General features: G+C 38.2%; 19 protein-coding genes and 1 pseudogene. 5 read left to right on the top strand and 15 right to left on the bottom strand.

Going from position 1 to position 25,329, the window contains the following annotated elements:
- The first annotated feature begins 149 nt into the window (after nucleotides 1-149).
- A complete protein-coding gene (locus tag PI85_RS06720; protein ID WP_036124664.1) occupies nucleotides 150-767 on the top strand; it encodes an HAD-IA family hydrolase in 618 nt (205 codons plus the stop codon).
- Between the two features lie 43 nt (nucleotides 768-810).
- Here the strand turns inward: PI85_RS06720 and PI85_RS06715 are convergent, their stop codons facing one another.
- The 3 genes and pseudogenes from PI85_RS06715 to PI85_RS06705 all read right to left on the bottom strand — a co-directional run.
- On the bottom strand, nucleotides 811-1,635 hold the full coding sequence (locus tag PI85_RS06715) for a methyl-accepting chemotaxis protein (protein WP_036124662.1): 825 nt from the start codon (nucleotides 1,633-1,635) through the stop codon (nucleotides 811-813).
- 100 nt (nucleotides 1,636-1,735) lie between these two features.
- A complete protein-coding gene (locus tag PI85_RS06710) occupies nucleotides 1,736-2,692 on the bottom strand; it encodes a VanW family protein (RefSeq protein ID WP_200886558.1) in 957 nt (318 codons plus the stop codon).
- A 410-nt stretch (nucleotides 2,693-3,102) separates the two neighbouring features.
- Nucleotides 3,103-4,041: pseudogene (locus tag PI85_RS06705) on the bottom strand (beta-propeller fold lactonase family protein); the annotation flags it as partial.
- Between the two features lie 450 nt (nucleotides 4,042-4,491).
- On the opposite strand from PI85_RS06705, the gene PI85_RS06700 reads away from it, so the two are divergent.
- Nucleotides 4,492-6,984, top strand: a complete 2,493-nt coding sequence (locus PI85_RS06700; protein ID WP_036124659.1) for a LuxR C-terminal-related transcriptional regulator — start codon at nucleotides 4,492-4,494, stop codon at nucleotides 6,982-6,984.
- 160 nt (nucleotides 6,985-7,144) lie between these two features.
- On the opposite strand, the gene safA is transcribed toward PI85_RS06700, so the two are convergent.
- Complete coding sequence (gene safA / locus PI85_RS06695) at nucleotides 7,145-7,753, bottom strand: SafA/ExsA family spore coat assembly protein (RefSeq protein WP_039391470.1); 609 nt, start codon at nucleotides 7,751-7,753, stop codon at nucleotides 7,145-7,147.
- A gap of 231 nt (nucleotides 7,754-7,984) precedes the next feature.
- On the bottom strand, nucleotides 7,985-8,611 hold the full coding sequence (locus tag PI85_RS06690; RefSeq protein ID WP_036124658.1) for a hypothetical protein: 627 nt from the start codon (nucleotides 8,609-8,611) through the stop codon (nucleotides 7,985-7,987).
- A 168-nt stretch (nucleotides 8,612-8,779) separates the two neighbouring features.
- On the opposite strand from PI85_RS06690, the gene pgeF reads away from it, so the two are divergent.
- The gene (gene pgeF, locus PI85_RS06685) at nucleotides 8,780-9,541 is read left to right on the top strand and encodes a peptidoglycan editing factor PgeF (protein ID WP_036124656.1); all 762 of its coding nucleotides are present in this window, start codon (nucleotides 8,780-8,782) and stop codon (nucleotides 9,539-9,541) included.
- A 47-nt stretch (nucleotides 9,542-9,588) separates the two neighbouring features.
- Here the strand turns inward: pgeF and PI85_RS06680 are convergent, their stop codons facing one another.
- The 4 genes from PI85_RS06680 to PI85_RS06665 all read right to left on the bottom strand — a co-directional run bounded on the left by PI85_RS06680 (nucleotide 9,589) and on the right by PI85_RS06665 (nucleotide 14,717).
- Complete coding sequence (locus PI85_RS06680; RefSeq protein ID WP_036124655.1) at nucleotides 9,589-10,698, bottom strand: Ger(x)C family spore germination protein; 1,110 nt, start codon at nucleotides 10,696-10,698, stop codon at nucleotides 9,589-9,591.
- Nucleotides 10,695-11,774 carry a GerAB/ArcD/ProY family transporter gene (locus tag PI85_RS06675; RefSeq protein WP_233300907.1) on the bottom strand — a complete coding sequence of 360 codons (1,080 nt, stop codon included), beginning with the start codon at nucleotides 11,772-11,774 and terminating at the stop codon, nucleotides 10,695-10,697. The genes PI85_RS06680 and PI85_RS06675 overlap by 4 nt, the downstream gene beginning before the upstream one ends.
- Nucleotides 11,775-11,784: 10 nt before the next feature.
- Nucleotides 11,785-13,194 carry a spore germination protein gene (locus PI85_RS06670; protein WP_036124654.1) on the bottom strand — a complete coding sequence of 470 codons (1,410 nt, stop codon included), beginning with the start codon at nucleotides 13,192-13,194 and terminating at the stop codon, nucleotides 11,785-11,787.
- Between the two features lie 149 nt (nucleotides 13,195-13,343).
- Nucleotides 13,344-14,717 carry an amino acid permease gene (locus PI85_RS06665; protein ID WP_036124653.1) on the bottom strand — a complete coding sequence of 458 codons (1,374 nt, stop codon included), beginning with the start codon at nucleotides 14,715-14,717 and terminating at the stop codon, nucleotides 13,344-13,346.
- Nucleotides 14,718-14,986: 269 nt separating this feature from the next.
- Between PI85_RS06665 and PI85_RS06660 the strand changes: the two genes are divergently transcribed.
- On the top strand, nucleotides 14,987-16,378 hold the full coding sequence (locus PI85_RS06660; RefSeq protein ID WP_036124652.1) for an APC family permease: 1,392 nt from the start codon (nucleotides 14,987-14,989) through the stop codon (nucleotides 16,376-16,378).
- Between the two features lie 152 nt (nucleotides 16,379-16,530).
- Here PI85_RS06660 and PI85_RS06655 read toward each other — a convergent pair whose 3' ends face one another.
- The 6 genes from PI85_RS06655 to PI85_RS06630 form a co-directional block, all read right to left on the bottom strand.
- Nucleotides 16,531-16,737, bottom strand: coding sequence for a hypothetical protein (locus PI85_RS06655; protein ID WP_036124651.1), 207 nt, complete (start codon nucleotides 16,735-16,737; stop codon nucleotides 16,531-16,533).
- Between the two features lie 45 nt (nucleotides 16,738-16,782).
- Nucleotides 16,783-18,300, bottom strand: coding sequence for an NCS1 family transporter (locus tag PI85_RS06650; protein WP_036124650.1), 1,518 nt, complete (start codon nucleotides 18,298-18,300; stop codon nucleotides 16,783-16,785).
- A 184-nt stretch (nucleotides 18,301-18,484) separates the two neighbouring features.
- Nucleotides 18,485-19,747 carry an NAD-dependent dihydropyrimidine dehydrogenase subunit PreA gene (preA, locus tag PI85_RS06645; RefSeq protein WP_036124649.1) on the bottom strand — a complete coding sequence of 421 codons (1,263 nt, stop codon included), beginning with the start codon at nucleotides 19,745-19,747 and terminating at the stop codon, nucleotides 18,485-18,487.
- Between the two features lie 13 nt (nucleotides 19,748-19,760).
- Nucleotides 19,761-21,128 carry an NAD(P)-dependent oxidoreductase gene (locus PI85_RS06640; RefSeq protein WP_042737473.1) on the bottom strand — a complete coding sequence of 456 codons (1,368 nt, stop codon included), beginning with the start codon at nucleotides 21,126-21,128 and terminating at the stop codon, nucleotides 19,761-19,763.
- Nucleotides 21,129-21,226: 98 nt separating this feature from the next.
- Entirely contained in the window at nucleotides 21,227-22,630 is a 1,404-nt protein-coding gene (hydA, locus tag PI85_RS06635) for a dihydropyrimidinase (RefSeq protein WP_036124647.1), read from the bottom strand.
- Between the two features lie 44 nt (nucleotides 22,631-22,674).
- The gene (locus PI85_RS06630; protein ID WP_036124644.1) at nucleotides 22,675-23,919 is read right to left on the bottom strand and encodes a Zn-dependent hydrolase; all 1,245 of its coding nucleotides are present in this window, start codon (nucleotides 23,917-23,919) and stop codon (nucleotides 22,675-22,677) included.
- 140 nt (nucleotides 23,920-24,059) lie between these two features.
- On the opposite strand from PI85_RS06630, the gene PI85_RS06625 reads away from it, so the two are divergent.
- Complete coding sequence (locus PI85_RS06625; RefSeq protein ID WP_036124643.1) at nucleotides 24,060-25,229, top strand: PucR family transcriptional regulator; 1,170 nt, start codon at nucleotides 24,060-24,062, stop codon at nucleotides 25,227-25,229.
- The last annotated feature ends 100 nt before the right edge of the window (nucleotides 25,230-25,329 follow it).

Genomic DNA, 25,329 nt, shown 5'->3' with positions numbered 1-25,329 from the left:
TTTTCTGATAATATTTACCATATGATGTTTACAGACCTTTTATTTTGATTGTTGTTCCATGTTTCATGACCCAATCAATTGCCCATTACATGTAACATTTTTAAGCATAAAACGTCAATACAACTAGATGATAAAGGAGAAAGTTTGCCATGAAGCATATAATTTTTGATTTTGATGGAACGCTGGCAGATTCGACCGCCGTGTTTGCATCAGCATGGAATACGTTAGCACAAAAATATAAATTTAAAGGAATTGAATTGAAGGAAATTGATACATTAAAAAAATTATCGATTTCAGAACGTAGTAAATTATTTGACTTCCCCATGTATAAATTACCTATGATTTTACCACAATTTTACAAATTGTATCGCCAATCTTTAAACGATGTTCATCTTTTTGAAGGGATGAAGGAAGTTTTGCTCGAAATTGATAAAAGAGGGTATAAGATTATAATTATATCTTCCAATTCGAAGGAAAATATTTTAGAGTTTCTCAAAATGAATGGCATTCACTGTGTTGCAGATGTCCTTTGCTCCAATCGTATTTTTGGCAAGGATAAAGTCATGAAGAAGTTTTTAAAGGAATCGAATGTTTCAGCAACTGAAGTGGTATATATAGGGGATGAACAAAGGGATATTGTAGCATGTAAAAAAGCTGGAGTACCTATTATTTGGGTGGAATGGGGCTATGATGCCATTGAAGTTATACAAAATGAAGAGCCAGAATACAAGGTAGCAACGCCTGAGGAAATTTTAGAGATTATTTAATAGAAGGATAATAGCCCTTTAGTGGCTATTATCCTTTATATGTTTAAACTTTGATTTCGCTAATATGCATTAACTTTTCAGCTGTCTGATTTACCCCTTTATACGCATCACTTAATTCATGCATACTCGTCGCAAATTGCTGGGTAAACGCAGCAACTTGGTTTGCGGAAGCATTCACCTGATCAATCGATTGTTTAATGCTTTCTAATTGTTTCGTAATACTATTCGCACTTTCCGTACTGCTTTGGGACATTTTTTGTATTTCAGATGCAACAACTGCAAAACCACGACCATGCTCCCCTGAACGTGCCGCTTCAATCGATGCATTCAATCCAAGAATTTTAGATTTCATCGCTAAGTCTTTTACTAATTGAACAATTACATTAATTTGTTCAATATCACCTGCCATTGATTCGGAGAAATTTGATAGTGCCCCTAAACGATTGGAAACATCTATACTGGCTGTAGCTAATCCTTCATTTGTGGCAGTCATTTCTTCAACCGCACTCGAAAGATCCGTCGCCAATAGACGCATATGATCCATTTTTTCATTGGAAATGATGGCACTTACTACACCTATAATTTGACCTCCATCAAAAATAGGCTGTGCCGAGGCGATATAGGCCATACCAAACCCCTCTGCTCCTCGTTCCTCTTTAACGAATCGACCTGAACTCAACGCGATTTCCGTTGCTGTTCCTCGATATTTATGTACAGGCTCACCTACACCTACCTTCAAGTCAACATGCTTCCCCGGCTTATAGGCCAGTACTTTTTCAGTGTCTGCCACTATGACACAAGCATCTTCTGGGTATGTTGCCTGATATAAATCCATCGTCTCTATGACGGCCATGAGTTTTGGATGCATTGTCTGTCCCCTTCCCCAAATATTTACTAACTATTCAATTTTAACTATATCATGACACTTATAAAAAGACACCAACGTCCTATGGTGTCTTTTCGCAGTATTAACCCTTTGTCAATATTTCTACATATTTTTCAGCAGTTCGTATGTCGATCGTCAAAAAATCTTTTCCATAGGTAGTTTGAATTAAAAATGGAACATCACTAGTGTTCTGAAACCTAAAATCCAAGCTTCCATAGGCAACCGTCGCATCCCTTCCTTTTGGCACATATCCAATATCTAGAGAATGATGGTGACGTTCTACATACTTGACTTGTAGCTGATCCACTGCATTAAAGAGGGTCGAGGAAGTTTGACAAATGCCCCCACCAATCCCCATTACCACTTTTTTATTAATAATTTCTGGTGCAGGCTGATAGCCATTTGCCTCATCTCGAGGTCCAACCATCGTATTAAATGAAAAATGGTCACCACTACCCACGATAACATTATTAATAGCCTCAGCAGAAAGCTCAATATTTTTATTTCTTCCCAGATCAGCGCTATTAAAATAAGTCGTATAGGATGCTACAACGACCTCCTCTAAATAAGGAATGTCCTCAAAAGAATAACCACTTTGCGTCAAATAAAGAGGTATCTCCACTTGACCACCAGTCGCAGAGGCTGCCAGAATTTTCTCTACTAATTCACTTTCTTTTAAAATCATTTGTGGCCTTCCCTTGATTACTTTTCCTTTTTCATCCAAACGATCAAGCATCATTCGCTGGTCATAGCCTTCCACTTCATCCGTCCCTCTTGCTATTTCCTTTGCTAACTGCTCAATATGCTGCTGATAGACATGCATATTTGTCTCATAGCCGCTATCCTTTGGTGAAATGGTTTCAATGATCTTCTTTGTATTAGGATCTACAATCTCCACAAGAGTCGTCCCCTTTTGTGGAACTTGCTCATAGGTAACAGGCTTTTTCATTTCTTCGATTGGCTGTTTTAAAGGTTGATTTTCTTGCTCTAGACTTTGGTCGTTGTTCATATTTTTTTGACAACCTACTAGTCCCACCATACATAAAACACAAAATGCGTAAACTAACTTCCTTTTCAACATATACACCTACCTCTATGGTCATACTACAGAGACATCTTATTCATATATTGCTTATAGTGTGTGGTTTTTGTAGATATTTATTTGTTTGCCTGACAAAATGAAACTTCCGCATCTGCTTACTATGAAAGATCACAGTGAATAAGGTAGGCTTTTTATTATGTAAAGCTGTGATAGCTTGGCATCAAGACATGTTTAAACAAACGACCGCTACCCCAATATGATGTTCAACAATTATTTTGTGATTATTTTTTCTATCTCTTTTAAACACCCAATTTGGTTCAAACTAACGCGCCGCCAAAGTATTCAGTACTCCGAGTATTTTGTTGAAACTTTTCAGCTACCAGAACATTGGTGGATGAAATTAACTGCTATAAACAAATTACCCCTGTATCTATACCAGTCGGTCCATTAAATCCTGGGATTACATCCACTACCATATTGGTTGCTATATCTATGACAGACACTGTATTGTCCGTTTGATTTGTGACATATGCAAAAGTGCCATTCGGCAAGATCGTTACTTGGTCAGGTGAAGATCCAACAGGGATTGTTGCTATCACCATATTGGTCGCTGTACTGATGACAGATACGGTATCACTACCTTTGTTGACGACATACAAAAGTGTTCCATCAGGTGTAATGGCTGATCCTACAGGTCCAGTTCCTACAGGGATTGTACCAACGACTGTATTGGTTGCAACATTAATGATAGAAACATTATTGCTATTTTCATTTGTAACATAAGCAAATTGTCCATTTAATGTGAAGATAATTGATCTTGGGCGAATTCCAACAGGGATAGTAGCAACCACCATATTGGTCGCTGTATTTATAACAGATACACTCCCTGAATTTTCATTTGCCACGTAAGCAAACGCACTATTCGGCGTAAAGGCGATACCTTGAGGTTGAAGCCCTACTGGAATAGTAGCCGTGACAGTATTTGTCGCTGTATCTATGACGGATACAGAGTTAGCGCCTAATCCGTGATTGGAGACATAGGCAAGGGCACCATTTGGTGAAATCGCTACACCAAGAGGCTCACTTCCTACTGGAATCGTAGTGACTACCATATTTGTCGCTGTATCAAAAACTGTGACATTATCGGAGAAGAGTGCTGGCACATAACCAAACGCACCATTTGGTGTGATTGCTACTTCTAGTGGAGCTGTTCCTACTGGAATGGAAGCAACTATCGTATTGGTTGCTGTATCGATCACTGATACTCTGTTATCAGGAGTTGCTAACTGTCCAGCGTCTGTTACATAGACAAGATAGTGACAAGTCGGTGGTACTGGTAAAAATGGGTGCTTACAACGACAAGGGCAACAAAAACCGCAGCAATGGCAATGACAACCTGGATTTGATTTAAACTTGATCCTAAAAAATTTTTGTTCTTTTCCCACACTGAACAACCTCCCAGACATATATGGCTACTATATGCCCACCAAACTGGGTTTCTTGTATATTCACCTATTTGAACTAGTGTGAAATGTGTAGTTTAGTTGTTTATTTGAGATGCCCAGCACTTTTAGTTTTTTTGCGTGAGGGCAGATAGGCTTTGTACCATGTTGAAATGGATCATGAAAAAGAGGAAGAACGATGGACTCAGTTTTGAATGTCCACTACCATTACATTTAGACACCAAAAAAGCAATGAAAGTTGGAAATGATAGGACTATTAACATACGAAAAAATGATAATAGTTTAGTACAATGAAAATTGTGGAACTTTTCTGAACTAAAGGAGGAAGTTAAGATGCCTCAAACATTATTATCTTCTAAAATAACAATGCCACATCATTCACCCACTTTAATAGAAAGAACTCAATTATTCGATTTATTCGATCAATATATACATGTTAAATTAACGATTTTACGAGCTCCAGCGGGATATGGAAAAACCAGTATACTAACTAGCTGGTTGAAAAATAAAAAAGAAACCACTGCATGGGTTTCCCTAGATGCTGCTGATAATGATCCGATACGTTACTGGACATATATTTTACACGCTATTGCTAGGTCTTCTAAAAGTGAAATAGATCAGATTCTTACACCGCTCCTCAACTCGCAGGACCCTGCAACACTTGAATTTTTTATCTATTCTCTGTTAGAAGAAATGAATGCCATCCAACAGCCCATCTCGATTGTACTAGATGATTATCATGTCATAGAAAATCCAGTGATACATCAACTCATGACACAATTCGTAGAATATTTACCTAGTCATGCCCATATCTATATGTCCTCTCGTTCCGTCCCTACACTACCAATAGCTAAGTGGCGAGTGAAGCAGTGGATACATGAAATCCATTCGGGACATTTACGCTTTACGTTACAGGAGGTGAAGCGATTTTTTTCCTGCAAACATTTACCTACTCTCAACCACCAACAGCTGCAAGCTATTTTAGATAAAACTGAAGGTTGGGTTGCCGGATTATTGTTAACCAGCTTTGCGCATGACCCTGATATAGAAGCTTTGGAAGAAGCCGCACAGCCCTTTATTTCAGAATTTCTATGGCAAGAAATTATTCATAATCTACCTTCTGAAACACAACAATTTTTGCTGCGCACTTCCCTATTGCAGGAGCTGGATCCTGCTATTTGTGATCAATTGACCAAACAGACAAATAGTCTTGAACAATTGGAACATTTAGAAGCAAAAGGACTTTTCACCATTCGGCTGCAATCCAAACAGCCCATATTCCGTTACCATCATTTATTAGCGGAAGCATTGCAAATGGAATTAACAAGACAATTTTCGAAGCAGGACATACATAATCTCGTTCTAGAAACATCTCAATTCATTTATGACCAAGGGGATTATATTTCTGCTATTGAATTAGCACTTAAACATGGACAATATGACCTAGCGACGCCATGGATGACCGATCATCTTGTTCAGCTTTTTTTATCAGGTCAAACAGCAACGTTTATGCGGTGGTTGCACCAGCTTCGTCATGACCAATATAAAGTCTCTTATGAAATGCTCGTCATTGGCTTTTTGACATCGATTTCAACCACCGAAGTTGAAGCAGCGTCATCTCTTATGGAGGAACTTGAATTGCGGCAGCTGACTGAACAATGGATGGAGCAAGAGGAACATGCGGCCATGACCTATATTTATGAAAGCGCAAAGGCTTTTGCTATCGTTGCCGCTGGTGGTGATTTAAAGTTAGTGGAACAAATTATGAGAAAACAGCTCGCCAAAGGACATATCCCTTCTAGATGGGATCATGTGCCTATTCCCTATAATAGTTTTGAATATAAGCTTTTACGAACAAGCATTGGCTCAAAAGGAAAACTTCAAACAATGGAAGAAGGAGCAGTCATAAGTGAGCTTTTTCGAGAAACGTCTTTACAAACAGCTAATGTAACTGCTTTTAGCTATGGTGTTGCCGCCGAATCATTGTATGAACGCAACCTAATACCGTTTACGCATAAAGAAATAGAAATGGCACTTAAGCTTGGCCATCAATTACAAGATCCTGGATTATGTATCCCCATGTATCTCCTGAAAGCAAAAATCTATATCCAGCAAAATCAAATAAGTTCAGCTGTTGCTATGCTGACCCAGCTATTAGAGGATGTGACGGAAAAGCACTGGCGTACATCAGTACAAATTATGCAAGCCTACTGTCATATTATTGCAGGCGATAGTCATCAGGCTGAGTTGATCTTACAGTCTACCCAATCAAAGCAACCATTCTGGCTCTTAGTACACGCCCGTTTACTATTATTGAAGGAAAAGCCGAACGAAGCCTTAACGAGCTTGATTCAGATAAAAATGAAAGGCCAGCAGGAAGAGCAAATTGCTACAATTATTGAAGCCACGATTCTTGAAGCTATTTGTCAATACCGACTAGGTCACCAAGAACTTGCCTTAGAAACTTTACACGAGGCTTTCGAACTCGCAGCACCCTTCTATTATGTTCGATCCTTTTTAGATGAAAAAGATTTAGAGCCGCTATTAGAAATTTATTTCAAACAGCTTCATCAACGATGGGAATCCATACCGACAGTTTATTTTAGTTATCTGAAAGAAGGTACAGCATTTCCTACAAAAGCTCCATCAATGCTGACACAACGGGAAAAAGATATTTATGATTTGCTAGTAGATGGTATAACTAATCGTGAAATCGCTAAGCGTCTGCATTTATCAGAAGGCACTGTTCGTGTTTATTTATCTACAATTTATAGTAAGCTAGGGGTTAATTCACGAGCCAAGGCGATTGCACTCAAAAAACATTAAAGCTCCTAAAAGGCAGCGGTGACTGGCACGGATGCCTTTTGGTATAAAGATTCATTTATTTATAATTGTACACCGCCCTTAGAAGATCCAGTGAAATAATAATAAATTCTAGTAAAAAAACTGCCCAAACTCAGTCTTACCTGATTGGGCAGTTCATCTTTTATTTTTGTATAAACATTTGCGTCCAGTAGTTGCCATCTGCTACATAACCTACACCGATATGTGTATAGTTTTTGTTGAGAATATTCGCACGGTGGCCTTCACTGTTCATCCAAGCTGTAACGACTTCCTGTGCAGAGCGTTGCCCTTTGGCAATATTTTCACCGGCTGATCGATATGAAATGCCGAAATTTTTCATCATCGTAAATGGCGTTCCATATGTTGGGCTTGTATGGTCAAAGTATTTTTTATCATGCATATCTTGAGATTTGTATTTGGCTACTCTTGATAACTCCCAATCGTCTTGTAATGCTGAAAGACCTGCTTTATCACGTTCCGCATTCACTAGTTTAATGACTTCTTGTTCAACGCTTGCTTGTTCCTTTACAGGGACATTTATTTTTTGTCCAGGATAAATTTGATTTGGATTAGCAAGCTGTGGGTTTACATCCATTAATTCTTGCACACCTGTTTCTGTTTTCAATGCGATTTTCCAAAGAGTGTCACCAGATGAGACCGTATAGGATTCAGCCGCCATTGCCCCCACTGGTACTAATAATGAAGCTGCAATAACTGAAGCAAGTGCCGCTTTTTTTACTTTTTTCAACATGTCTATCATCCTTCCTGTTTGCTCTCCTATCATCGTAAATAGTTTCGGAGCAATTATCATCACAAAATATTTGGAAGGATTTTTACAAATACATGACAGACGAACAACAAAAATCGATGAATCCCAATTTAACGCCATTTATCATGATACACCTTGTCATCAAATTGCAATCTAGTTGTCATTAACAAACATTACCAATTAAATAAACCTTCCATATTTACTGAATCACCCCTACTTTGCTACTAATTTCCTCTTCATTTGGTAAATTAATAGAATATAGAGACAGTCATAAAAAAGGGTAGCCATAGAAATAATAGTAATCAACGGCGTACGGAAATAAAGATAAAAGCCAACTGCAGCAAACAATGTTCCAATCATCTTACAGACAGCAATGCCCATGGATTGACCATCTAAATTCCCTCTTCGCAATAATAAACCGATAAATAATCCTGACATCATAAGGTTTTGCAAAAACGCTGCGTACTTCCCTTCAAAATCCTGAAATTGATGAATAATCCCTAAAATCAGGAACATGCTAAAAATTAAAGTGACCAAAAAAGAAGCATATAATAATTTTTTAGAGAGGATTCTCCGATATTCTGGCGGTGCAAAACGTAAAAATTGCATCAGTATAACGACATCTAATATGAGCCAAGTGAGTGTAATCAATCGTTGAAGGTCATTTTGTGGGTAAAGAAAAGTAAAGATAAATTCCCATGCAATATTGGCACAAATAGCAACCATAGGCATGCCGTATTTTTTATCCTTCCACCCTTTATAAATAACTAATAGATATGTAATGATCCAGAAAAGGCCCATGCCTATTTGGCAAATTAATAAAATATCTAATTGAGCCATTTTTTCCTCACTCCCTCCACACATGATTCCCCATACTATATGTTAAGAAATCTATTCATTATGTCTAAAAGTTTGCTAGTAGGGTAAGGGAAAGGAGTAACAAATATTCAAGGGAATGGAACCTATACATTCTTAGTGGAATCCTATATAGTAAAGCGGGGTGATTGAATGAAATCAAAAATATATATAGATAATGATCAATTTATCGCTGGCACTACCTTAAAGGATACGATGGAATTAGAGCATAATAATATGGCGTTGCATGTTTGCGATCAGATCCATAATGTCATTGACAATCGTCAACAATTAGCAACAGCATTGAACTGCAACCTACAAGATTTTATTTGTACGGAACAAACTCATAGTGCCAACTTCCATCGAGTGACCTTAGCCGATAAAGGACGTGGCGCCGAACAAATGGATACGGCTGTGAAAAACACAGATGCCCTTTATACAGTTGAGCCTAATTTATTATTATGCAGTTTTACAGCAGATTGCGTTCCTGTAATTTTTTATAATGTGGTCAATGGTTTAGTGGGCGTCATTCATTCAGGTTGGCAGGGCACAATTAAAGAAATTACACCTAAACTGTTTCAGCATCTGTTGGAAGAAGAACAATGTCGACCAGAGGATTTTCACGTTCAAATTGGTATGGCATTAAGCCAGCAAAAATTCGAGGTAGATGCTGATGTTTATGAGAAGTTCCACAGCCTTGGTTATGCAGAAGATTTTATGTATTTGAATGCTGAGACGAATAAATACCATATTGATAATCAAAAAACGGTGAAAAAACAATGTGAGCTTGCTGGTATTCCATCTGAGCAAATCCAAATTGATGCCACTTGTACATTCCTTAGCCCTGATGGCTTCTCCTATCGTCAGGACAAACAGGCAGGCAGACATTTAAGCTTTATCATGCGAAAATCTTAAACGAACAAAAAGGACAATCCACTTTAACTTCAGAAGGATTGTCCTGTTTATTTTAACGTACCTGTACTTATGATCGACGTCTCGACATGTACTTCCGTTTGTAATTTACCTATGACTTCCCTCGTTTTTTGGGTCGTCCACTTTCCATGATCATACATTCTAAATTTTTCACTTAGCCCACTAGGATCAACATCCATATTTTTTAGTTTATCTAAAAACTTGGTAATATCCACTTCTAGTTGCTTATTAACATCTTTTTCTAACCGGCTAATGCTCTCAATCGTATTCAGCTTGTACTCTCTTGCTCCTTTGTATTCACTTAATGTTCCTTTAATCTTTAGACGAATGATGAGCTGTGGTGATTCAATATTTTTATTACTTTGCATGTTGATAGAGCTCTCAATTAAATCTATCATCAATTTTTCCTCCCCATGTCCCTCATGTATATCTAGATGGAGAGGCGCTAGACTTTTTCTGCCTAGTAATGCCTGAACAATAAGTGCCTCCTCAGGCTTGATGACATCATGCATATGGTTCCCTTGAAAAACAGCCACACCCTTAATTTCAATTTTATCATCATGCTTTTCAAGATATGGAATAATCGTATCCGTTACAGGATTCGTTATTGTATACATAAAATCATGAATATTCGTATTCGGATTAAAAGCCGTATTTATGCTTGGTTCCAATAAATCATTAATGTATAAATTAATATTTGGTTTATCTGGATAATTTCCTTTTATAATTCCCTCTGCTTTATCTTTCACAATAGCAATGAGTACTTTATTACCCACCTCAGCATTTCTGTATAGATGCTGAATAACCTTTCGTATCTCACCTTTTCGCGCAAATTCTTCATTAACGAGCACGACACGTAATTGGTTAAAGACAATCTTTTTATCCGAAAGCTTTTCGATTTCTACGATGCCATTCGATACAAGATCTGTAGACACCGAGAAAATTTGTGTGTTTTGTGGTGCTTCTGGTGCATATTGAGGAATGGCTACCGTTAATTTCATTTGGTCTTCGTCTATATAATCAAAAGCCATAGTGCCAACCATACCAATATCCTCTAATGGGACCTTCAGCTCTTTTCTTGAACAACCTGCTAATAACACTAAGAGCGTAAATATGACTAGTAGTAGCTTTCTATTCATTGTTGCACCTTCTTTTTTCGTACTACATAGATCATGCTTAAGAAGATTGGCCAAATAATTAGCATATAACCAATATAATTGCTCGCTGTAAAAAGCTTCTCTTGGAATTCTCTAGAAAATGGCATTCTAATAATGAAGAAAATGACTGCTGCAATCACATATAATGGAAAACTATTTTTCTTTTTAAACACGGATTCCACCCCTAGTTTGGCACACCATACATAGGCTGTGACTGTCGATAATATTAAAAATACCCATAATGTAATACCGATAATATCGATTCGTTCTACAAAGGTAAACTCGCCTGCTTTAAATAAATTTAAGACGGAAAACTCTACATTTTTCAACTGCCATTCAGAATAATACATGACACTGACTACTGTCGTAAAAAAACAAAGAAAAATACTAATCCAAATACCAATCAATGAATGGCGAAAGGCTTTTTTCTGATCGATAATATAGGGAAAATAAAATAAAATTAATTCATAGCCAAGAATTGATAAATATCCTTCTTTAAATGCATTCCAAAAATCTTTCCCACTAAAATTAAGTAAAGGAAGTAAATGACTTACCTCCCCTTTTTCAATGGCCCATCGTGTAAAGTAGAACATCCCAATCGTAATAAAAAAAGCCATCATGCAAAATCTAGCAATGGATTTAATGCCCCCGCTTACAATATAAATCAGTAAAAGTAAGAAGCAAAAAACAGGTAATGTGATCGTTTGCTCTTGTAAAGCTGTACTTTGTATGAGATGCATATAGTTGCTAATAATTCCTGCACTAAAGATAATAAATTGAATGACAAATAAGAAATTCACGCCCTTCCCTAACACTTTTCCCAACAGAATTTCATTGATACGAAATAAATGGTCATTCGGGTATTTGGAGCAAAGCCAAACTATTGGCCAAAGTGTTAAGGTAGCGACTATACCGAATATGACAGGCATAAACCACTCGGTATAGCCCATCGCACTCAATTTTTGTGGCAATGACAGTATCCCAGTCCCAACCATAATACTTTGGGCCAAAAAAATGACGTGATAGCGATTTAACATTTTTGCGTTAGCTGCGCCCAAGTCTTTTACCTCATTTCTCCTCTGTCGTTTTTTTCTGAGCCCTTGAAATACCCGACTTTTTCGTTAAATAGTTGATAGGAAATCTGATGACATTATCTAATAAATCCGTTGGTTTTCTCGGTATACCTGGCGTCATATAATGAGTTCCTAATGATTTTAAACTTAATAAATGATGTATTAGCCAAGCAAAGGCAAGCATTTGTCCAAATAGACCAAATAACCCAGCAGATAAAATGAAAATATAACGTACAAATCGGCTCGTATTACTCATTAAGAAAATCGGTGGTAGGAAAGATAATAGTGCAGAAGTGGCCACCAACACAATGAGAATATTACTAAGTAATCCTGCCTGCACAGCCGCAGTCCCAATGACAATACCTCCTACGATACCGATTGTTTGTCCGACTTTGGCAGGCATTCGAGAACCCGCTTCCCGTAATACCTCTACAATAAGCTCGATAAATAACACTTCGATAAGAGGGGGAAATGGCACTTTACTTCTCGATTCTTGAAGATTTAACAAAAGCTCATATGGCAATATTTCTGGATGAAAGGTTAAGGCAGAAATATACATGGGCGTAATCATGATCGTTAAGAAAAAACCAAAGAAGCGCAGCATCCTTAGTAAAGAGGCTGTTGTCCATCGGTTATAATAATCCTCAATCGACACGAACATTTCAAAAAATGAGGTCGGACAGACAATCGCTAATTGGCTATTATCCATAAACATGACAATACGGCCGTCAATTAAGTATCGACAAATACTATCGGGGCGTACCGTCATATAATATTGTGGAAATGGGGATAGCGGATTATCCTCAATTAATTGCTTCAACACCGAAATATCCGTAAATAAAGGGAATTCCACCTGATCAATACGATTCCGAAGATCGTCTAAGTTTTTATGGTTCACAATATTATCCATATACATAATGGAAATTTTAATATTAGCCTCTGAACCAACAATACGATTTTCATTTTTTAGCTGTGCGCTTTGAATTCGTCTTCTCACTAGAGAAATATTGGTCTCCAAAGATTCCGTAAATGCATCCTGAGGCCCAATAACTGTTGATTCTGTTTCAGTATTTGTAATGGCCCTTGTAGGTGCACTATACGTATCCATACTTAAAAGTGCATTGGTTTCATGGAAAAATAGCAGTGTTTGCCCAGAGTTCAATTTTTTAATGACGCCTTGTATATCTTTAGGGTCCACATATTGAGCCATTTGATGAATTTGTTTAATATTATTGGTTAACGGAATAGATACCATTGTTTGTAACGTCATTTTTTCTATAAGTGAAGAAAAATAGATTAGGGTAACATCCCCTTCTTCTGTTGCAATCATATTTAGCTTTACATCATCTACATCATTTATTTCCTTTTTTAATTTTGCAACAAGCTGTTCAGACATTTCGTGCATTCCGTTCAACCCCTTTTATTTCAACGAATACCAGTCCACATGTAATTTTTTATAGTTTGGCATGTTTACGGATGATTATGTAAAAAATTTGCTAGCAAAAATAGGCAAAAAAAAGATGCCTCTCTTGTTGAGAGAAGCACCTTTTTTTGCTATTCGCCCTGATCCGTACGGTAGCGATTTTTGCCAATACCAAAAGCATAATAGCTAATAGTTACAATTACTAAAAATACAATTCCTACGATTAATGATATACGCGTATCGTCATTAATCCACATGCCAACCAGCACCATAATTAAGAAGATAATCGTTAAATAATTCGTAATAGGGGCTAATGGCATTTTGAACGGGTGATTCGCTAATTGTTCACCTTTTACTTTTCTAAATTTCATTTGACTAATTAATATAATGAACCACGGTATCATTCCTGGTAAAACACTTGCGCTATACACATAGACAAATAAATTCTGTGGTGCAATATAGCTTAAAATGACACCAATCACTAAACCAATTAGCACGCCAGCTGTACCAAATAAAGGTACACCATTTTTAGAGAGCTTCGCGAAAAATTTCGGTGCTTGTCCATTCATCGCAAGCGTATATAGCATACGTCCTGCACTATAAATACCACTGTTACAGCCAGACATAGCAGCTGTAATAACGACAAAATTAATAATACCAGCAGCAGCTGTAATACCTACCTTAGCAAATGTCGCAACAAAAGGACTACCGATCGTACCCAATTCATCCCACGGATACACTGTCACAATGACAAAAATAGCTCCGATATAGAAAATTAAAATGCGCCAAATAATACTTTGAATAGCATTCGTAATTGTCTTTTGTGGATTTTTTGCTTCCCCTGCTGTAATACCAATAAGCTCTACCCCTTGGTAGGCTGCAACTACTAACGATAATGCAAAGAAGAAGCCTGTCCAGCCACCAGTAAAGAAGCCACCATGACTCCATAGATTTGATAGGCCAATCGCAATACCATCATTACCAAAGCCAAAGAAGATCAGTCCAACCCCCGCTACAATCATTAATATAATGGTTACGATTTTAATCATGGCGAACCAAAATTCAAATTCACCAAAAGATTTAACCGAGATGAAGTTTGCCACACCTAATATTATCATCGCAATTAGACCCGGTATCCATGCTGGTAAATCGGGATACCAATACTGCATATACGTTCCCACTGCTATAATTTCAGACATCCCAACAATTACCCATTGGAACCAGTTGCTCCATGCCGTTAAATAGCCTGCTAGAGGGTGAATGTATTTATAGCCAAATGTTGCAAAAGAGCCTGTACTTGGCTCCATATAAAGCATCTCACCCATTGCTCTCATAATGAAAAATATAAAAATACCTGCAATTCCATAGGCAAGGAGTACTGAAGGTCCTGTCCATTGGATGGCACTTGCAGAACCCATAAATAAGCCCACACCAATCGTACCGCCAAGTGCGATCATTTGGATGTGACGTGCCTCTAATCCTCGTTGTAATTCTTTGTTGGCCACTCCATAACGCCTCTTTTCCTGTTGTTCTATCTACGTTGAATATACTTTAAAATCATAATCAATTTTTCCAAAAAAGACAATTGTATTTTTAGGAAAAACAAAAAATAATGTTTTTTTGATAGATTTGGCATATGGAGGGCTCTCTTACTATCGTTATTCAAAAAATTCTAAATATATTAGTTTTTTCACTTTATTTCGACAAAAAGATTGACCTAATTATCAAAAAAGTATAATATTTTTACATATTTCTAAGAAAAAGAGGATTGAATGTGAGTAAAACATTATTTAGAAAAAAGAAAATTGAGGAACTATTACAAAACAACGGGACTATTCAACTAAAGAAAACGTTAGGTGCCTTTGATCTTATATTATTAGGAGTGGGTGCCATCGTTGGCACTGGTATTTTCATCTTGCCCGGAACGGTGGCAGCAACACATGCTGGGCCTGGGATCGTTTTTTCCTTTATTATCGCTGCCATTGTTTGCGCTTTTGCAGGCATGTGTTATTCCGAATTTGCATCAAGTGTCCCCGTAACTGGGAGCGCCTATACGTATAGCTATATTGTCTTTGGCGAGATTATAGCGTGGTTAGTAGGTTGGGCTTTGCTTTTGGAATATGGACTGGCTGTTGCCGCTGTTGCAACAGGTTGGTCATCTTACTTAAACTCACTTCTTGCCGGCTTTCATATCGTTTTGCCTCAAGCAATTTCAGGAGCCTTTAATCCTGCTGCTGGCACATATATGAATGTCCCTGCGATTTTGATTATTTTTGCTACGGCATTTTTATTAACCCTTGGTATTAAAGAATCCACTCGATTCAATACTTGGATGGTTTTCTTGAAGGTCGCTGTCATCTTACTATTTATTGGCGTGGGGGTATTTTATGTAAAGCCTACTAACTGGGAGCCCTTTCTTCCATTTGGCATAAGCGGCATCTTCAGTGGAGCAGCACTTGTATTTTTTGCTTATTTAGGTTTTGATGCGGTATCTTCGGCTGCTGAGGAAGTTAAAAATCCACAGCGGAATATGCCCATTGGTATCATCGGTTCTTTACTTATTTGTACGGTGCTTTATGTTGCTGTATCAATGGTTTTAACGGGTATCGTTCCTTATCATGCGTTAAATGTTAGTGACCCTGTTAGCTATGTGATGCAGATGGTCCACCAAGATTGGATTGCGGGAATTATCTCACTAGGTGCCGTAGTTGGAATGATGACTGTTATATTAGTTATGTCTTATGGAGGAACACGACTACTATACGCATTAGGCCGTGATGGTTTACTGCCAAAAAGTATGGCTGAGCTCAGTCCCAAATTTAAAACTCCCGTGAAAAACACATGGATTTTCGCATTACTAGTTGCCTTTTGTGCAGGATTTGTACCACTTTCTAAGCTTGCCGAATTAGTCAATATGGGTACATTAGTCGCATTTACTATTGTATCCATCGGTGTGGTGTATTTACGTAAAAATAAAAATATTCCTTCTGGGGGCTTTAAAGTACCGTTTTTCCCAGTCCTACCGATTTTATCATTCCTATTATGTCTCTTTTTAATATCACAGCTTTCTGTCCTTACATGGGTTGCATGTGGTATTTGGTTCATCATCGGTTTCATTGTTTATTTGGCTTATGGTCGAAAGCATAGCGAAATGAATAAAGGATAAGAAAAAGGTGTCTCTCATAGAGACATCTTTTTTAATTTAATTAATGTCAATTCCTATAAAACTAGAGGCTTGCTCTGTTGTTACATAACGAACTGGCAAACATAAAAACCTCTATCCCATCCTTGGCGAATGAAATAGAGGTTACTTCGTTATTATAGTAAGGTTTGTTCCTGTAATTTTGCTGTGAAATACTTTCGTGCATCTGCTGTTAGAATTTGTAGTAATGTCACTTCTTCCTGACGAGCAAATTCTACAAACATCCCACTTAAATTTTCGTAGACATATTTGATTTTAAAGCCACTATCTAAATACTGATCCACTTTTTGTATTTCTTCTTTGCTTTGTTGGAATTCAGACATGCCATCACCTCACCTTCTTTTGAAAATGTCTTGATGTAGTGTCACTTATTCGGCACCTTTTATTTCTAGCAGAGGGTCTGGTTGCTCCACTAACTCTTCTTCCTCTTGATCTGTCAGTGGCGCATGTACTTGTTGGCCAAATAATTCATCCAAATTATGTCCGACTGTAATACCTAAAAATTTCGCATCACTTGGATCTTCTAGCTCTGCTTGAGGGTATTTTTTAAACCACCAATACTTCGCTAAGACATAATAGACAATTGCTCCTACAAAGAACCCTACTAAAGAAGAATAAGTAGAAAAAATATTGGCAATAGCACCACCGATTACCCAGGCCACTAACCCGGCGATATTAAAACCTTTATAGTATTTAAATTGTCCATCTAATTCATAGAGTTCCTTGACATGTACACGTCGTTTGCGAATGAGATAATAATCCGCAAATAATATCCCTACAATCGCCGTTAATATTCCACCTATAATCAATAGAACATTGACCATTACATCAAATAAACTCCATGGTTGAGCAAGAATACCAATAATTCCCGCAATAACAACCCCTACCCAAAAAGGTACTTTGGGGCCACCGATATTTGAGAAAATTGTAGCTGCTGGTACAACATTAGCAGACGTATTCGTTGACCATTGTGCTAACACAATCATCAACAAAAGGACCCCTAAAATAAAACCACTCGCACTTTGTTGTAAAGCATTGATAGGGTCAGCAGATGCTACTGCCATATAACAAACTGCACCAATTGTAACAATAAATGTGTTCGTTATTGGCATAACAATTAATGAGCCCACGAGCTGTGTTTTATTCCGTTTGAACCAATTGCGTTCATTTTTAGGTGCTTTAAAAAAGCGAGATAATGATGGCATATCAGCTGCCAGTGTTGACCAAAAGCCCATGTTTGCCATGACCACTACCATAAAAGCTGTAAAGGCAGCAAAGCCCGTTGTTGGCGTTTCTACCCACGTCCAAATATTTTTCCCTTGCGACGTGGCATTATCAGCTAATGTATAATACATCCAGCAAGAAATTAAAATAATGACTGGCGCTGCTAAATCAGCGAAGCGCTCAATGGACTTAATGCCGAGTGATGTATTAAAGAGCTGAAGTGCCGCAAATACAAGGAAACAAATAAACCAATTATCATAATCAAACAATAAATTTAAAATCCCATTTATCGCCAATGCTCCAAAATACGTATTAAGACCAAACCAACATGCGGCTGTTATACCCCTTACAAGTGAAGGAATATGAGTGCCAAATGTGCCGAATGGTGCACGCATATAAACAGGGAATGATAATCCATGCTCAATACCTATATCACCAATTAACGTCATAAAGACACCGATCAAACAGGAGCCTACCAACGTAGCTAAAATAACCATTGGTAAGGATAAATTCATAATGGCTGAACCGCCAATTGCAAAAGCCGCTAAAACAATCGCCATTCCTATCCAAATCACCGCAAAACCAAATGTTCCAATATTTCTTTGTTGATGTGTCACTGGAAGTAAATCTGGGGATTTTAAATAATTCCCTTCACGTTCCATAAAGTTTCTCTCCTTTTTTTCTAATTTCCGTGACAACCTACTTGAAGTTTTCCTTTCCTCCATCGCCACTTGATGAAAGGAAGGTGGAATTTCGATTTTATTCATCTATCTTCATTCAGTTGGTGTTCGATAGGCTATAGCTCATCCCTATAAATGTCTACTACTGAATAAAGATGAAAAGTCTTTATTTTGAGAGACTGCTAATGAGCGTTTGGCGTTCATTCCATGTCATTGGTGGCACGGTTGATTTACGTTCAACCATCGAAATGGCACCATCTACTGGACAAACAATAGAGCATAAATTACAACCTACGCAGTCTTCTTCACGAACTTTTAGCAATGGACGTCCATTTTCTGTATAAAGATCAATACATTGATGTGACGTATCCTCGCAAGCAATATGACACTTGTTACAATTAATACAAACATCATTATTAATTTCTGCGACAATTTTATAATTTAAGTCTAAATCACCCCAGTTGGAATATCTTGAAACGGAGCGACCTACTAAGTCCATGACGGAAGCTAAACCTTTATCGTCTAAATAATTGTTCAACCCATCAATCATATCCTCCACAATACTAAAGCCATGGTGCATCGCTGCTGTACAAACTTGAACGCCAGTTGCACCCATTAGTATAAATTCTGCAGCATCCTGCCAATTAGAAATTCCGCCAATGCCCGAAATCGGTACATTGACTAATGGATTACGAGCACATTCTGCTACCATATTGAGTGCAATCGGCTTTACAGCTGGCCCACAATAGCCACCATGTGCTCCTTTACCAGCAACATGAGGAACTGTATTCCAAGTATCTAAATCTACACCTGCCAAACTATTGATCGTGTTTATCATACTTATGGCATCTGCTCCACCTCTTGTAGCCGCTTCTGCCGTAACTGTAATATCCGTAATGTTTGGTGTTAATTTCACAATGACAGGTGTACGTGCCGCTTCCTTTACCCAGTACGTTTGTTTTTCCACCAGTTCAGGGACTTGACCAGAGGCAGAACCCATGCCTCGCTCTGCCATCCCATGTGGACAACCAAAGTTAAGCTCAAGACCATCAACCCCCACATCTTCTACACGTTTTACGATTTCATGCCACTTTTCTTGCTTCGGCTCCACCATTAAAGAGGCTATAATCGCGTGATTAGGAAATTTCTTTTTTGTCTCATAAATTTCTTGTAAGTTTACTTCTAACGGTCGATCTGTAATTAATTCAATATTATTGAAGCCGGCTACACGCTGACCGTTAAAACTAACAGCCGCAAAACGGGAGGATACATTTAAAATCGGATCCCCCAATGTTTTCCATACGGCACCACCCCATCCAGCTTCAAATGCCCGTTGTACTTGATAACCTGAATTCGTAGGTGGTGCGGATGCCAACCAAAATGGATTCGGCGATTGGATGCCTGCTAAGTTAATGCGTAAGTCTGCCATGTAAGTTCCCCCTTTATGCAATCTCACTTGGTTTTCTTAAACGTTCATGAATCTTGTATGCTGCATCTTTTCCTTGCTGTACAGCAGTCACCACCATCGCTTCTCCCTGTCCATTGCCAAAGACAACGTCTCCACATGCAAACACTTTGTCATTGGACGTTTGCATCGTCGTCTCGTCTATATCAACAACGCCATTTGTATGGTCTAAACCAAATGCTTCAATTAATGAAACAAAACGAGTTTGCCCAATGGCTTTAATGACCGCATCCACTTCGATGATAAAATTAGAGCCCTGTACCTCCTCTGGTCTTTGTCGACCATCAGGACCAGGTTCACCAAGCTTCATTTTTACGCATTCAATACCTATTACCCTGCCATCCTCATTGCCAATAATCTTCTTTGGTGCTGTGAGCCATTTAAATTCCACACCATCCTGCTTCGCAAATTCATATTCAAATTGATAGGCAGTCATTTCTTTTTGCGTTCTTCGATAAAGTATTTGGACATTGTCTGCCCCTAAACGCACTGCACTTGTAGCTCCGTCTATCGCTGTATTTCCGGCACCAATAACAGCAACACATTTCCCTACAATTTCATTTGTAAGCGGTCCCATTTTTGTTTTTCTGACAAACTCAATAGCATCGTGGACACCATCTAAATCTTCTCCCTCAATGCCTAGATTGGGAACAGCCCCCATACCGACAGCTAAAATAACATGGTCATATTCTGCCAAAATTTCATCCGCAGTAATATCGACGCCAACCGTCGTATTAGTTTGAATATCCACTCCGAGCTGTTCAATTTGCTCGACTTCCCAATCAACAACATCATTAGGTAATCGGAACGCTACAATACCAAAACTACCTAAGCCGCCTGCCTTCGCTTCAGCCTCATAGATAGTTACTTGATAGCCAAAACGACTTAGTTCACGTGCCGCCGATAGACCAGCAGGACCAGCTCCAATGATAGCTACCTTATGACCATTACTTGGCCCCTGTTTAAATAGCTGAGCATTCGTTTCCATTGCCCAATCCGTTGCATAACGCTGTAACTCCCCAATTTTAATTGGCTTTGTTGAAGAGTTTAAGACACACGCTCCTTCGCATAATTCTTCCGTTGGACAAACCCTTGCACAGCTTGCACCAATAGGATTTGCTTCTAATATAGTCGTAGCAGAACCCTTCATATTACCAGATGCGATTTTTTTTATGAAATTTGGGATTTGAATACTTGTCGGACAAGCTTTAATACATGGTGCGTCATAACAATAAAGACAACGATTGGCTTCCTCTATAGCCTCATTCTTTGTCATCTTGTTTTTTAATTCCACAAAATTACGTTTAAGCTGCAAGGTCATCGCATTTTCTTGAATCGGAACCATTCCACATCCCCCTCATGTGTTCTTTTTTCCGTGCATCAATTGACGAGACCGATTGTTTTGTTCTCCAGCCAAAACAATCGGTCCAAAACTGAAGGAAGCTAAATCTTCAAGGCTTCCGCAGCTACTGTTTTTAAAGGACGTTTAATATATTGTCCACTACCTAGAACACCAACAAATTCTTTATTTTTAATGACATATTCGCCACGTACTAGCACACTAACAGGCTCGCCAGTCACTTCCCATCCCTCATATGGGTTATAGTCGACGTTCATATGATGTGTTTTAGCCGAAATTTGGCGTTTTGCCTCTGGATCAAAAATAACGATATCTGCATCAGAGCCGATGGCGATTGTTCCCTTTTGCGGGAATAAACCAAATATTTTTGCAGCACTTGTTGAAATCATATCGACAAATTCATGAATCGAAATTCTACCTTTGGCAACGCCTTCAGAGTATAAAATACTGAAGCGATCCTCAATGAAAGGCCCTCCATTTGGAATTTTTGAGAAATCATTTAGGCCTAACTGTTTTTTACCCTTAAAGCTAAAGGAGCATTGGTCAGAGCCAATTGTCTGAAGCTGTTTCGCCTTTAGGGCATTCCATAAATGTTCTTGATGATATTTCGGGCGAAGAGGAGGTGACCAAACATACTTGGCCCCTTCAAAGCCTGGCTGGGCAAGAGCTGATTGATCAAGTGTTAAATAGGGTGGACATGTTTCACCATAGACGTCATAGCCCTTTTCACGAGCAGCAATAATTTCATCCACCGCTTCTTTACATGTTACATGCACTACATATAGCTTTGCTCCGGCAATATGCGCTAATTCAATGGCACGTTTTGTTGCCTCTCCCTCTAATTCAGCCGGACGTGTTAAAGCATGATAAATCGGCTCCTTATGACCTGCACGTCTTGCTTCCTCGACAAGTTCATCAATCACAGAGCCATTTTCACAATGGACCATCACCAATGCTCCAAGATCTTTGGCAATTTTAAACGCCTTAAAAAGTGTTCGATCTGAAGCCTGGAACTCTTTAGCATAAGCCATAAAGACTTTGACAGAGGTAATTCCCTCTTGCTCTAAAATTTGAGGTAATTCGGCTTCGGTTTCAGGCGTTAAATCACCAATCATTAAATGGAAACCATAATCAATAGCAGACTTTCCTTTGGCTTTGTCATGCCATTTTTCTACGGCAGCTGACAATTTTTCTTCACCTGCTGTTAAACAAAAATCTAAAATAGTGGTTGTCCCACCAAAAGCGGCCGCAATCGTTCCTGACTTCCAATCGTCATCTGTCACTGTATTATTGAATGGCATATCTAAATGCGTATGAGGATCAATCCCCCCTGGCAACACAAATTTACCAGTTGCATCAATGATTTCAGCACCATCCTCACTTAAATTTTGTCCGATTTGCACAATCTTGCCATTATCAATTAAAATATCTGCCTCAAATACATCCGCAGCAGTTGCTACTCTTCCACCTTTAATGATTTTTTTCACTGTGCCCCTCACCCTTCATCACAAAATTAGAGAATACTTCATGTTTAATGCAATGTATACGTTTCGCCCATACTAAATTTTGTTTGTAGCGTTAGAACCGTTTCTAGTAAAATATCTGCTCCCTTTGCACAATCCTCAAAGGTTGTTTTCTCTTCCTCACAATGACTCTTCCCTTGAATACTTGGAACAAAAATCATTGCCGAGGGAACCATACTCGCCATATACTGGGCATCGTGTCCTGCTCCACTAAACATGCGATGTGCAGTATAACCGAAGCTCTGACAGGCTCTTTCTACCTCATTACAAATAGCTGTATCAAAATACACGGTTTCTCTACCCCATAGCTTTACTGGGTGGATATTACATCCTCCTGCCGTTTCGGGTAGTGCATGAAGAATATCCTCAACTTGTTCCATCACCTCAGGATCTTGATGACGAGAATCAATCGTAAATGTCACCTGATTAGGGATGACTGTGTGAATATTTGGCAAAACATTCAGACGGCCAAAAGTAAACACTAATTGCTCATCAATCTTTCCTAATTGCTCATGTAACTCTGTTATAATCGTTGAGGCAACAATCATCGGGTCTTTCCGCATTGACATGGGTGTCGTTCCAGCATGGTTCGATTGCCCTGTAATCGTAATATCATAGCAAACCATGCCAAGCACACCTTCTACAACCCCAATTTCACGTTGTTTCGCTTCTAACACCGGCCCTTGCTCAATATGCAATTCGATATAAGCTAGTGCTTCCTTCAGACGATTGGCTTGCTCTCCCTCATACCCACTTGCTTGTAACGCTTCATGGAAACGAACACCATTTTTATCTGTGGATTGGAGTATCTTTTCTTTGGCAAATTTAGAGGTGATCACCCCCGAACTCATCATTGCTGGGTCAAAACGAGCCCCTTCTTCATTCGTAAAATTAACAATCATGAGCGGAATATCCACTTCAATTTCATTTTCTTTAATCGTTCGAATTGCCTCGATAGCCGTTAAGATGCCTAATACACCATCGAATCTTCCACCCTTTTCCACCGAATCTAAATGGGAACCCATAACAATTGGTGGCACATCCTTTTTCCCAGCAAGAGTCGCATAAATATTTCCCATATCATCCACATCAATATCCATACCTAGAGCTTCACAACACTCACAAAAATAGTTTCGTGCTAATACATCCTCATCCGAAAGAGACAAACGTGTGACGCCACCATTTTCAGTAGCCCCAAATTGACTAAATTGTTCAATTAACTCTTGCAATCGTCTACTATTACATTTATACATATGCAAGTCCTCTCTTTCACAGTAGTTATTAAACATTCTAAAATAGATAAAATTTGAGAGATATGGATAGAAAACTAAAAAAATATGTGCAACTGCACATCATATATGGTAAGTTATGTTCATAATTAAGGGGGGGAAATATGGGGACGATTCGTAAAATTGTGGAGGGAGTTCAATTCCCAATGCTCACATTAGTCGCTGGACATAGTGGTACGTATCGAAGAGTTACTGGTATTAATGTTGTTGAAAGCAATGATTTAATCATGTTTTGTAGACCCAATGAATTAGTCGTCACAACTGGTATTCATTTAAATGCAGATGTAAATTCATTAGAACAACTAGTGAAACAAGCCTACGCCAAAAAAGTAGCTGGTTTTATTATTAATACAGGTCCATTCATTCCTAATATTCCAGAGGCCGTCATCTCATTTGCCAATCAATATGATTTCCCTATATTTCAAATGCCATGGAATTTTCGAATTGCCGATCTATTAAAAACGACCTTTCAGTTTATCGCCAACCACCATCAGGAGCTATCCATCGAAGAAAAGGTTCTGTTCAATTTATTATTCCATTACAAACAAAACGCTAACACCATGAAGGATCAGCTAGCACAGCTCGGTTTTCCTCAAGGGAGAGAATTAGCCATTATTACTTGCACAACGGTCGGCACTCAAGCCTCCATTGATCGATATGAGGTATTGGTGCAATTCGCTTTTCAAAATCGCTATCAACGCTTCTTAAAATTAAAACATAAAAACTACCTCATCTTTTTAATTGATAAAACACAGATCAATACACCAAATATACCCTTCTCAAAAATCGTTGAAGAAATCTATGAAAAAATTACGTTGAAAAATGGTTGCTTGGATATGATTATTGGAAAAGGCAACTATCACAAAGAGCTTGAAAATGTCCGTAAAAGCTATGATGAATCTTTAACAGTCATTCATTTAGCTCAGCTACACAACAATCGTTTTTTATATAAATATAAAGAAATAGGTGCCTATAAAATTATTATGGCTGTGCAAAATCAAGCACTCATGAAATCCTTCAGCCAAGATATTCTTGGTCATCTCTACCACTATGATGATGTGCACAACACAGATTATGTACCATTTTTACGCATTTTTCTTGAGGAAAATGGCAGTACAAGTAGGATTAGTGAGCGTCAGTTTATTCATCGCAACACGGTTCTTTATAAAATAAAAAAAATTGAAATGCTTTTAGATATGGACTTGAGTAATCCCTTTACTAAGACAAATTTGTATATTGCCTTTTTAATAGAGGATGTTTTAACACATCAATAATAGCTATATAGCCATTTAATTGTCCGAATTTTCTATCAAAAAATATTCCTTCTAAAACTCTTAAGGCATACATATAAAGTACAAATGGGGTCGACTTTGC

Origin of the sequence: Lysinibacillus sp. A1, from assembly GCF_000801965.1 — a bacterium.
Lineage (GTDB): Bacteria > Bacillota > Bacilli > Bacillales_A > Planococcaceae > Lysinibacillus > Lysinibacillus fusiformis.
Note: the sequence above shows the minus strand (reverse complement) of the source record. Positions and strands in the feature narration are given on the sequence as shown.